Consider the following 11,784-nt stretch of genomic DNA (forward strand, 5'->3'; position numbering starts at 1 on the left):
GCCCCAAAAGTTAAAAAATTCCGACCATAGTTAACCACTTCTTTACCACGTTTCGTGAATTCTCCCGACAGAGGTAACTGCTTCGTCCATCGGCGCATTTTCCTCAAAGGGGGCAAATACCGGCTCTAGAATTGCTGCTTGTTGCGGCGACGGCATGTCCAGACAGGCAACCGTCGCGACAAACAACCGGGCACGCCGGACGGAAGCGAAGCGAGCGAGAAGATGAACGGATTGCGATCGAAAACCCAACAGCCAGGCGACAGATCGTCTCTTGATGCTCTCAATCGCACCATTGAAGGCCTGGAAGCCCGTATCGAGGGGTTGATGAGCCAGAAGTTCCCGCGCGAGCCGCGCGCGGCCACCCCCGCGCCGGAACCAAAAACCGAGGCTTACGCCGCGCCGCGCGAACCACGCGCCACGATTACCCCGCCGCAGCTCGACCCCGTCAACGAAATCCGCCAGCGCCAGCGCCTGCTCGAATCAAGCTTCCAGCGCCCGCAGGAGCCCGTTGCGCGCCCGGAACGGACCATCATCAGACCGCTTGCGCCCGAATATCGCCCGAACGACGTTCAGACCGCGGCAGCGGCGGCCGCACCGCGTGCGCGTTCCATCCCGCCCTATCAGGAGCAGCAGCGTAACGACGCGGCCCTGCAGGAGATCGCACAGGCGCTCGTCAACCTGCGCCACGAGCTGAAGCACGATATTTCCGAAGGCGTAGCGCGCGAGGCGCAGGGGCTGCGCGCTGAAATTCGCAACATTCGCGCCATCGCTGAAGACCAGCAATTCATCGGCGATCTGCGCGACGATATCGCACGGCTTGCCGGCAGCATCGACCAGCTCGGCAATCTCGCAGCTCCTGATGCCTACGGCCTGCGCAACGAATTCGAGGACCTGCGCCTCACGATCGACCAGCTTGCGCGTGAAGACAGCGTGCACCGGATCGAAAGCCGCTGGAACAATGTGGAAGATACGCTGCGCGGCTTCGACGCGACCTCGCTGCAGGATGAGGTCGTCTCGCTCGCCTATCGTCTCGACGACATCAAGACCCAGCTTGGCGGCATGAGCAACAATCCGGCCGTGCGCGTGCTTGAGGAAAAGCTGATCGCGATTGCAAGCGCCGTAGAGCAGCTTGGCAAACATATGCAGCCCAATGAGGCTGCCTTTACCGAACAGTTTTCCGGTCTCGACCAGCGGCTGGACGAAATCAGCCGCGCGATTGCCGCGACCGGCGCGCGTTCCAATGCGCAGGCGACGGACAACGCGCTGGCGCAGCGGCTGGAAACCCGTCTGAACGGCCTTGCCGAACAGCTTGATGACATCAACCGCCTTGCCGCCGCCAAGCCTGAACCGGCTCTTGATCTGACCGCCCGCCTCGAAACGCTGGCCGGCAAGATCGACGAGCTGAGCACCGCGCGCGACGCAGCACAGCTGCATGAGCGGCTGGACCAGCTTTCCCTGCTTCTGGAGCGTTCGCAGCGCCCGTCGCAACAGGCGGAACTGACATCCTTCCTCAGCGACATCTCCCAAAAGATCGACGCGCTGGATCACGGCGCCGTCAATGACGGTCTGGCGGAACGGCTCGATACGCTTTCGCGGCGCATCGAGGATCTCGACTATCGCTACAGCCAGCCGCAGCCGGCATCCGGTTTCAACGAAAGCGCCTTTTCGCGCCTGGAAGAACGGCTTGGCGATATCGCCGCCCGTCTGGACGAGTCCGCCCATGCCGCACCCGCCGACAGCGGCGCGCTGGCAAGCCTCGAAAACCAGATATCCCACCTCTCCTCGCTGATCAGCCAGCCCGGTCACCACCAGCCAGCGGGCATGTCGCCCGAACTCGACGCCCGCATGTCGGCGATCGAAGACTATATGGCGTCGAACGACGAATATATCATCGAAGCGGCACGGCAGGCCGCCGAAGCCGTTCTGGACGCCTTTACGCGCAATAATGTCTCCTCCGGCGCAAACCTCGCCGACATGACCATGCTGACCGATCTTGCCACCGATCTGCGCAGCCTGGAGGCCTTGAGCCGCAACACCGAGGAACGCACGCACCGCACCTTCGAGGCGCTGCACGAGACGCTGGTGCAGATCGCCGGACGGCTGGACAGCCTCGACAATCGCGATGCCGCCCCCGCCTATCGCCAGGAGACGACCGCCGCGCGCAATGTCGCACAGCATATGGTCTCTTCCGCCCGCGAAGATGTGCCAATGCCGGCTGGCATCTTCCCGGAAGAGGGTTATATCGCCGAAGAGCAGGCCATTCTCGACGCTGATGACGCTGGCGAAAACGACGCGGATGCCATCGTGCCGCCCGCTGCCGCCAAGCCCGCAAAAGCGGAAAAGAAAAGCCTGCTTGCCGGCCTGACGAAACGTTTCAAAACCGGCACGGCAAAGACCGCCAAACCGGTAGAAGAACCCGTGGCTGCCGCCTCGACACGCACCCAGGTTGAACCGGCCCCGTCGCTTGATCCGATCGACGTTCTGCCGGCCGGCCAGGAGAACGAACTACTGGAGCCGGGTTCGGGCGCGCCTGATATCAAGAAGATACTGGAACGCGTGCGCGCCAGCCAGGTTGCCGCCAGCGGCAAGGCTGCAGACGCCGAAGGGCGGACGGATTTCATTGCCGCTGCCCGTCGCGCGGCTCAGGCCGCCGCCATGGAAACGTCACCGGAGAAACTTGAAACCAGCAAGAAGAGCCGCAAGGCCGACGCCTCTGCGCTGTCGCGCTATCGTCGCCCGCTGCTGCTCGGTATCGGCGCCATTCTTCTCGCCATGATGGCCATGCCGCTCGTCAAGACGATGATCGGCGGCGCGGAAGCCCCGACACCGCTCATCGAACAGAAAATGGACAATGCTCCGGTCTCCGCACTGCCCGAGACCGGCGACAAGGCCGTGACAATCCCGTCCGATCTCGTCATCGATCCGCAGCAGCAGGCATCCGCCGACAGCATCGAAAACGCAGCACCGCCGCAGAATACCATTGATCCCCGCACCATCGGCGGCGCACCGCTTGCCGACGAGCCACCGGTCGCCGACGCACCGGTCGTGGATACGGTGACGCCTGACACGGTTGCAAAGAACGAGCCGCAGGCGCCGGCGCCAGCAGCTGCGACGGCTACCCCCGCGCAGGACGCGATTACGGTTCCCGCCGGCATCGAGCCCGCATCGCTTGCCGAGGCGGCCGCCAAGGGCGAAACACAGGCGCTGTTCGAGATTGCAGCACGCTACACCGACGGTCGTGGTGTGACCGCCGATCGCGCGGAAGCCGCCAAATGGTACAAGCTGGCGGCGGATCGCGGCCTTGCGCCCGCGCAATATCGTCTCGCCAACCTTTACGAGAAGGCAAACGGTGTCGAGCGTAACCTTTCCGAAGCCAAGCGCTATTACACACTGGCCGCAGATCAGGGTAATGCCGGCGCGATGCACAATCTCGCCGTCCTGCTCGCCTCCGACGCAGCCGGCCAACCGGATTTCACTGCCGCCGCACAGTGGTTCATCAAGGCTTCCGAACTCGGTGTCCGTGACAGCCAGTTCAACCTCGCCATTCTCTACGCCCGCGGAAGCGGCGTGAAGCAGGATATCGAGGAATCCTACAAGTGGTTCGCGATTGCAGCCAAGGATGGCGACGCCGACGCTGCCCAGAAGCGCGACGAGGTTGCAGGAGCGATGAACCCGCAACAGCTTCAGAGCGCTCAGGCCAAAGTGGAAACATGGAAGGTCAAACCGCTTTCGGAAGACGCCAACAGCGTCAACCCGCCCGAGGAATGGGCCGGCAAGCAGGGCGTCAAGACCGCTTCCGTGGACATGGAAAAGGCGATCCGCAACATTCAGGCAATCCTGAACAAGAACGGTTTCGATGCCGGCCAGCCCGACGGCAAGCTTGGCAAGAACACCGTCACCGCGATCAAGGACTTCCAGAAATCCGTGGGCCAGACGCCTGACGGGCGCATTACCAACGAACTGGTGACCGCGCTGCTGGCCCGCAACAAATAACCGTTCCGCAACGGTTGGAGCGGCCGCAGCGGCCGCTTCCCTTGAGTTTGGCGTCGGAATGTGGCGCAGCCCCACGCCTGGTCTCTATCTTTCCAAATTATCAACGTATTTACCGTTGAATGTTGACACGTCAGACCCTCGCGGGCATGACGAATGAAGGCTGGGCATGCCCGGTCTTTTCAGACAGAAAGTATAATCGCGGCGCGGCCCCCTCACCCGGACAAGCCCTGCCGCCCGGAACCATTTGCCCGAGGTCCGAGCCGTGACTGTCTATCTGCCGATCGCAGAACTGTCGGTGAATATTTTCATCATTCTCGGCATGGGCGCGGCTGTCGGTTTTCTTTCCGGCATGTTCGGCGTGGGCGGCGGCTTTCTGATCACGCCGCTGTTGATTTTTTACAATATTCCGCCCGTGGTAGCTGTTGCGACCGGCGCGAACCAGGTGGTGGCCTCCTCCGTTTCCGGCTCCATCACGCATTTCCGGCGCGGGACGCTGGACGTCAAGCTCGGCAGTGTTTTGCTTGTCGGCGGTCTGGTCGGCGCCACGGTCGGCGTGTGGATATTCTCCTTTCTGCGCAGCATCGGCCAGCTCGATCTCATTGTCTCGCTGCTCTACGTCATCCTGCTCGGCACCGTTGGCGGGCTGATGCTGAAGGAAAGCATTTCCGCGCTGCGCCGCGCCGCCCGCAACGAAACCGTAACGCTGCGCCGCCCGGGCCATCACAACTGGGTTCACCGCCTGCCGCTGAAAATGCGGTTCAAGAAATCGAAGATCTATCTCAGCATCATTCCCATCGTGACGCTGGGTTTCGGCATCGGCATTCTCACCTCCATCATGGGTGTCGGCGGCGGCTTCATCATGGTGCCGGCGATGATCTATCTCCTCCGCATCCCGACCAGCGTGGTTGTCGGCACCTCGCTGTTCCAGATCATTTTCGTGACCGCCTATACGACCATCGTCCAGGCCGCGACGAACTATTCCGTCGACGTGGTACTGGCCTTCATCCTGATGGTGGCCGGCGTCATCGGCGCGCAATATGGCGTGCGCGTGGGGCAGAAATTGCGCGGCGAACAGTTGCGCGCGCTTCTGGCGCTGCTGGTTCTCGCGGTCGCCCTTCGCCTTGCAGTATCGCTGGTGGTGCGCCCGGAAGACCTGTTTTCGGTTGCCGTCGGAGGGTTAGGCTATTGACCCGCCATCTGTCGTTTGCCGCACTTTTTCTGGTGCCATTCCTTGCCTTTGGGAGCATGGCGTCGGCGCAGACGCCGCCGCTTGCCTTGCCGCCCGGTCCGCAACAGCGATCCCTGCTGGAAAACATCGAAATCGGCGCTTCAACGACAGAAATTCCCATCGCCTCGGATTTTCGCGGCGCGGATTTCACTCTCTTCGGCGCGCTGAACAATACCGACCAATTGCTGCTCGCCATCGGGCAATATGATATCGTCGTGACGCTCGAAGGGCCGAGCGACTATATGACCGTGCGCAAGAAGGAGCGGGTGGCGGGCATCTGGATCAATACCAGCGCCATCACCTTCACGCCCCTGCCGGAATCCTATTCCATGGCCAGCACGCGCGATATCAGCGCCGTTGCCTCTCCCGGCACCTTGCGGGCCATGGGGCTTGGCGTCGATCATCTGTCGCTGAAAAGCGCGGTCTTCTCCGGCGTGCCTGACAATGTCTTCGATTTTCAGGAGGCCTATCGTCGGCTCAAGCTTTCAAGCGGCATCTATCGCAACGATACGACCGGGGTGAGGCTGGAACGCACCGGCCTGTTCTGGGCGACACTGCGCCTGCCGGCCAACGTGCCGAACGGCGTGCACACCGCCCGTGCCTATCTGTTCAAGAGCGGCAAGTTCATCGCCCAGCGCGAGCTGAAACTGCGCGTCGTCAAGACCGGCATGGAACAGGCGATCACCGATGCGGCGCATCAGACGCCGCTTGCCTATGGCGCGCTATGCGTTCTGCTGGCCGTCGTCACCGGCTGGGGCGCCAGCATCATCTTCCGCAAGGACTGAGCGTTTTCAATCGCGCAAAAGAGAGCGTCTGCCGCCCGCGCGGGCAAAGATAGCATTCGCTTCCTTCCGGGGTTTGCTGTAAAATTCAAGATGTTACAACCGCGCACGCAGCTAATGGCGGCAAATGCGGTTGTGACCGGGATGAAAAGGAGAAATGTCATGTTCAAGCACATTCTCATTCCCACCGTGGCTCGCCGCTGGCGCAGATCGCAATCGACCAAGGGTTCGCTCTCGCCAGAGAGGCAGGCGCAAAGGTGACCGTCGTGACGGTATCCGAACCCTTTCACGTGATTGCCAGCGATGTCGAGGACATTGCCGCCATTGCCGAAGAGGAATTCCACCGTTGCGAGGAGGCAGAGCATCTTCTGAGAGACACGCAGGCGCACGCCGCAGCCATGGGGCTTGATTGCGAGGCGCTGCTGGCGCGGGCGGGGCGGCCGGACGAGGCGATCATCGAAATCGCCGACAGAACCGGCTGCGACCTCATCGCCATGGCTTCACACCGTCGCAGAAGCTTCATCGAGATGCTTCTCGGCAGTGTCACGGCCAAGGTGCTGAAAAACTCGAAGATACCGGTGCTGGTCTACCGTCAATAGGCGGCCGAAGCGGAGTGATTGCGCTCAGCCGAGCAGATTTGAAAACCGCACCGAATAGATGCGGTCCCGTCCCATCAGATGCGCCACGAGTTCAGCGTGATCGAAAAGGCCGCGCATCGCCTTGTGGCGCAAATCCAGCCCGCCGCTCATGACCCCGAAGGCCGGCATCAAAAGCCGTGAACCATCCGTAGCAAAACAGGGCCGCCGCACCGTCTTTTCGCGTCGGCGAACCGTGGCGGAGGGATGCAGGTGGCCGGCGATTTCGCCTGCAGCATCTCCCACCTTCGGCTCATGGCGGAAAACGAGATTGCCATAAAACATCTCGTCCACCGAAGACCCCGGCAGATCGACCGTACCATCAGGATCGTGATTGCCGTTGATCCATATCCATTCCCGGCTACGGGCCATCTCGCGGATGAGTTCGCGCAGCATAAGCGGCAGATGCTCGGACCCGACGCGGTCGTGAAAATTATCGCCGAGGCTGACGACGATCTTCGGATCGTAGCGGCTGACGAGCGAAGACAGGATTTTGAGGGTTGCGATCGTGTCGTAAGGGGCAGCATGCGCCCGCGCCGGGCAAAGGCCGCACCTTTTTCCAGATGCAGATCGGAAACGACGAGCAGAGACAGGTCCGGCAGGTAAAGCCCGCCGAGCGGATCGCACCAGGCGGCGACGCCGTTGACGGCGGTTTCGCTGCCGAGGCATTCGAAGCCATTCGAAAACCTGTCGCTCAATGTCAGCCGGCTTAGCACTTTTATCTTCGTTCCTTCATTCCAGTTTAATGCTTCAGGACATGGCTTCGGCGATCAGCTCGTCTGCGGCCTCCGCAAGAACCTGATCCATCGCCTCGCCCGCCACCGTCTCGCGGCCGATTTCCAGCATGACAGGAACGGCAAGCGGAGAGACGTGCTCCAGCGCACGGTGGGTGGTGTGGCCCTTGATTCGCTTCAGCATATCGCCAAGACGGCCAATGTCCAAAAGTCCCGCGGCCGCATCGCGCCTCGTGGCCTCCAGCAGGATATGATCCGGCTCATGGCTGCGAAGAACGTCATAAATAAGATCGGCCGAGACAGTGACCTGACGGCCGGTCTTTTCCTTGCCGGGATGGCGGCGTTCGATGAGGCCGGAAATGACGGCGCAGTTGCGGAAGGTACGCTTCAGCATGAAGGACTCGTCCAGCCATGCCTCCAGATCATCGCCCAACATATCCTCGTCGAAGAGGTCCGCCAGTGATAGTCGGCGGGATTTCAGCCGGCTGCCGATATCGTCCATGGCCCAGATGGCGAGCGAATAATCGGTGGCGACAAAACCAATAGGCTTTGCGCCCGCCCGTTCCAGCCGCCGCGTCAGAAGCATGCCGAGCGTCTGGTGCGCCAGCCGCCCTTCGAAGGGATACATGACCATGAAGAAGCGCTTGCGGAAGGGAAAGGTCTCGACCAGCAACTCGTCGCGCTTGGGAATGATCGACTTTTCCTTCTGGATCGCCAGCCAGTCGCGCACCTGATCCGGCAGGGCATGCCAGCGTGCCGGGTCTGCCAGCATGGACCGCACCTGATCCGCTAGGTAGGTGGAGAGCGGGAACTTGCCGCCGGCATAAGAGGGAATTTTCGGGTCCATGGAGAAGGCCTGGGAGACCAGGCATTCATTCTCCCTGATACCCTCGAAGCGCAGCACCTTGCCGGCGAAAAGAAACGTATCGCCCTGCACCAGCTGTTCAAGGAAATATTCCTCGACCTTGCCGAGCGACATGCCGCCGCGTCCGACAGAGCCCTTGGCATTGCGCTTGACCATGCGAACATTGAGTTCCGCCGCCTCGACGATGGTGCCGAGGTTCAGGCGATATTGCTGCGCGACCGCCGGATTGGAGACGCGCCAGCGGCCGTCCTTCATCTGCCGGATGCGGGCGTAACGCTCATAGGTGCGCAGCGCGTAACCGCCGGTGGCGGTGAAATCCACCACCCGCTCGAAGGTGGCGCGTGGCAGATCGGCATAGGGCGAGGCGCTCGTCACTTCACGATAGAGATCGTCCGCATCGAAAGGCTCGGCGCAGGCCATGCCGAGTATGTGCTGGGCCAGAACATCGAGCGCGCCTTCGGCAATGGGGGCGTATCCTGCGCGCCGATATAGTTCGCATCAAGGGCTGCCCGGCACTCCATCACCTCGAAACGGTTGGCGGGAACGAGGATCGCCTTTGACGGCTCATCCATGCGGTGGTTGGCGCGGCCGATGCGCTGGGCCAGGCGGCTCGCGCCCTTTGGCGCTCCGACATGCATGACAAGATCGACATCGCCCCAGTCTATGCCGAGATCGAGCGTGGAGGTGGCGACGACGGCGCGCAGCCGGTTTTCGGCCATGGCCGCCTCCACCCTTCGGCGCTGGCCGGCATCCAGTGAGCCGTGATGCAGGGCAATCGGCAGATTATCGTCATTGATGGTCCAGAGTTCCTGGAAGATCAGCTCCGCCTGCGAGCGGGTGTTGACGAAGATCAGCGTCGTCTGGTGGTCCTTCAGCGCGGCGTACAAATCCTTCATCGCGTAACGCGCCGAATGGCCGGACCAAGGGATGCGCTCTTCCGTGCTCAGGATGGAGATATCCGGCTTTGCCCCGCCTTCGACGGTGATGAGACCGGCGGGCGGCTCAGCCTGTCCCTGCGGCGCGAGATAACGGCGCAAATCCATCGGCTCCGCCACCGTGGCCGAAAGGCCGATAAAGCGCACATCGGGTGCGTGCCGGCGCACCCGGGCGAGCGCCAGCGACAGCAGATGGCCGCGTTTGGAGGTGACGAGCGAATGCAGCTCGTCGAGCACCACATATTTCAGGCCACGGAAAAAGCGCTCGGCCTCCTTGTTGGCGAGCAGCAGCGAGACCTGTTCGGGTGTCGTCAGCAGAATATCCGGCGGGTTGACCTTCTGGCGCTGGCGTTTTCCCTGCGGCGTATCGCCGGTGCGCGTCTCGATGGAAATCGGCAGGCCCATTTCGGAGACAGGCCTGGTGAGGTTGCGTTCGATATCCACCGCCAACGCCTTAAGCGGCGAGATATAGAGCGTGTGCACGCCGACGAAGCCGGAGCCCGCCGGCACCTTGCCGCGCTCTGCCAGATCGGTGAGCGAGGCCATGAAGCCGCCCAGCGTCTTGCCGGCGCCGGTGGGCGCGATCAGCAGCATGTTCTCGCCGCCGCGCGCCCGCGCCATCAGCTCCAATTGATAAGCGCGCGGAGACCACCCCTTTTCGGCAAACCATTTCTGGAATGGAAGGGGCAAAGCGCCGACATGGGTGCCGGAAATGGGAGACTCGGTGTGTTTCACGTCTTCAAGGTAGTGAAAAAGCTGCAAAAAAGAAGGGCGGAACGGGGTCGCTTGACAGAAAGCATAATCACGGATAAATTTTATCCACGATACTGAAACAAACCGCACAGGGACAAGTCGGATGAAACTCGGCGACGGCGTGGAACAGGCCATTCACAGCGTGGGCATGCTGGCGGGGCTTTCCGAAGGCGGCGTGCTGTCTGCAGCGGCGCTGGCGGAATTTCACGGCGTTTCCACAAGCTATCTTCTCAAGCATCTCCAGTCGCTGTCCAGTGCGGGGATTGTTGCTACCGTGCCGGGGCCGAAGGGCGGTTACCGTCTGGCTCGGGCGACCGACAGGATCACCCTGCTCGATATCGTGCTGGCCGTCGAAGGGCCGCAGCCTGCCTTCCGCTGCGCAGAAATCCGCCAGCGCGGGCCAAACCCCTTGCCGGGGCGTTATTTCACCAAGCCCTGCGGCATCAATGCCGCGATGCTGAAAGCGGAAAAGGCCTATCGGGCCGAACTCGCCAAGACTACCATCGCCGATATTCTGGACGATCTCGCCGCCAATGATGATGGCGGGATTGCCGCGCGTGGCTGCGCCTTTCTGGAGCTGAACGAGCGCAAGACGATGACGCGCTGAGACCCGAAAACAGGCCCCCAAAAAAAGATCGACCTGCACCGGAGAGCTTCGCCACTTTCCGGACCGATGACGCATGACTTCAAACAGACCCAACCAATGGAGAGACCCATGAAAACCCGTATCAACTATGCCAAAGCATCGCCCGAAGCCTTCAAGGCCGTCATGGCTCTGGAAAATTACGTTCAGGGCAGCGGGCTAGAGCGTCGCTTCGTTCATCTCATCAAGCTGCGCGCCTCGATCATCAACGGCTGCGCCTTCTGTGTGGACATGCATGTGAAGGAGAGCCGCCATGACGGGCTTTCCGAACAATGGATCAACCTGATGAGCGTGTGGCGGGAATCCCCCGTTTATACCCAGCAGGAACGGGCGCTGCTCGGCTGGGTGGATGCGGTGACGAAAATTGCCGAAACCGGCGCCCCGGATGACGCCTTCGAGACGCTGAAAGCACATTTTTCCGATGAGGATATCGTGAAGATCACGGTCGCCATCGGCGCCATCAACACCTGGAACCGCATCGCCGTCGGTTTCCGCTCGCAGCATCCGGTCGATGCGGCTGCGAAGGCGGCGTGACCTCTTAAACCCAAAATGGGCGGCCGCTACATGGCGATGTAGCGGTCGTTTCTATGATTGATGGCAAGCGTCAGGTTCATGACCAGCGCCCGAGAATGGAGCAGACGATGACGAAAGGCGTGGCCACGAAGAACGAGCAGGCCAGCACCATGCCGTCAAAGGCGAGCTGGACGAGGCCGGCGCGCCAGCCGAAACGATCCTGAAGATAAAGCGCGAGGATGCCGAAACCGCCGAGACTGGTGCGATGACGGAACAGCGCCAGCATTCCGGCCGCGACCGTTAATCCGCCAAAGAGAGCGGCAGCAACCGGATTGATGCTCTGAAAGGCGAAAAAGCCGGGCATATATTCGGAAAGAAGCGCAGTCATGGCGATGGCGCAGAAGGTCTTGACCGTGAAGGCAAGGCCGAGACGGCGGAAGGCGAGATAATAGAACGGCAGATTGACGAGGAAGAACACCGCGCCGAAGCTGAAGCCGGTGGAATAATGCGCCAGAAAGGCAAGGCCCACCGTGCCGCCGGTGAGCAGGCCCGCGGTGGACAGCAGCGTCACACCCAGCGAGACGAGCATGCTGCCAGCCAGAACGCCCTGGGCATCCTCGAGCAGCGAATGACGATCGGGCGCGGAAGCCCAGATATTCACGCGCTTGCGCACAGTCGTATCGCCCATGTCCGTTCCCCTGAT

At 61.7% G+C, this 11,784-nt stretch carries 5 protein-coding genes and 4 pseudogenes; 6 read left to right on the forward strand and 3 right to left on the reverse strand.

Features of this window, described 5'->3' with window-relative positions; translation table 11 throughout:
• The first annotated feature begins 222 nt into the window (after nucleotides 1-222).
• The 4 genes and pseudogenes from podJ (at nucleotide 223) to G3A56_RS08595 (ending at nucleotide 6,602) form a co-directional block, all read left to right on the forward strand.
• Complete coding sequence (podJ, locus tag G3A56_RS08580) at nucleotides 223-3,993, forward strand: cell division protein PodJ (protein WP_082184583.1); 3,771 nt, start codon at nucleotides 223-225, stop codon at nucleotides 3,991-3,993.
• 262 nt (nucleotides 3,994-4,255) lie between these two features.
• On the forward strand, nucleotides 4,256-5,182 hold the full coding sequence (locus tag G3A56_RS08585) for a sulfite exporter TauE/SafE family protein (protein ID WP_003493749.1): 927 nt from the start codon (nucleotides 4,256-4,258) through the stop codon (nucleotides 5,180-5,182).
• Nucleotides 5,179-6,006, forward strand: a complete 828-nt coding sequence (locus tag G3A56_RS08590; RefSeq protein WP_003493748.1) for a TIGR02186 family protein — start codon at nucleotides 5,179-5,181, stop codon at nucleotides 6,004-6,006. Before G3A56_RS08585 ends, G3A56_RS08590 begins: the two co-directional genes overlap by 4 nt.
• Nucleotides 6,007-6,165: 159 nt before the next feature.
• A pseudogene (locus tag G3A56_RS08595) lies at nucleotides 6,166-6,602 on the forward strand (universal stress protein).
• A 24-nt stretch (nucleotides 6,603-6,626) separates the two neighbouring features.
• Here the strand turns inward: G3A56_RS08595 and pdeM are convergent.
• Nucleotides 6,627-7,354 (reverse strand): annotated as a pseudogene (gene pdeM, locus G3A56_RS08600) (ligase-associated DNA damage response endonuclease PdeM).
• Nucleotides 7,355-7,388: 34 nt separating this feature from the next.
• A pseudogene (locus G3A56_RS08605) lies at nucleotides 7,389-9,907 on the reverse strand (ligase-associated DNA damage response DEXH box helicase).
• 121 nt (nucleotides 9,908-10,028) lie between these two features.
• On the opposite strand from G3A56_RS08605, the gene G3A56_RS08610 reads away from it, so the two are divergent.
• Both G3A56_RS08610 and G3A56_RS08615 read left to right on the forward strand, forming a co-directional pair.
• Entirely contained in the window at nucleotides 10,029-10,532 is a 504-nt protein-coding gene (locus G3A56_RS08610) for an RrF2 family transcriptional regulator (RefSeq protein WP_082183685.1), read from the forward strand.
• Between the two features lie 108 nt (nucleotides 10,533-10,640).
• Complete coding sequence (locus G3A56_RS08615; protein WP_035227571.1) at nucleotides 10,641-11,102, forward strand: carboxymuconolactone decarboxylase family protein; 462 nt, start codon at nucleotides 10,641-10,643, stop codon at nucleotides 11,100-11,102.
• A gap of 26 nt (nucleotides 11,103-11,128) precedes the next feature.
• Here G3A56_RS08615 and G3A56_RS08620 read toward each other — a convergent pair.
• A pseudogene (locus tag G3A56_RS08620) lies at nucleotides 11,129-11,769 on the reverse strand (YitT family protein).
• Nucleotides 11,770-11,784 lie beyond the last annotated feature (15 nt).

The organism is Rhizobium oryzihabitans, assembly GCF_010669145.1.
GTDB lineage: Bacteria > Pseudomonadota > Alphaproteobacteria > Rhizobiales > Rhizobiaceae > Agrobacterium > Agrobacterium oryzihabitans.

What these genes read in the sequence shown, in the direction of transcription:
- podJ (WP_082184583.1), top strand. Translation starts at nt 223, where the DNA reads ATGAACGGATTGCGATCGAAAACCCAACAGCCAGGCGACAGATCGTCT.
- G3A56_RS08615 (WP_035227571.1), top strand. Translation starts at nt 10,641, where the DNA reads ATGAAAACCCGTATCAACTATGCCAAAGCATCGCCCGAAGCCTTCAAG.
- G3A56_RS08610 (WP_082183685.1), top strand. Translation starts at nt 10,029, where the DNA reads ATGAAACTCGGCGACGGCGTGGAACAGGCCATTCACAGCGTGGGCATG.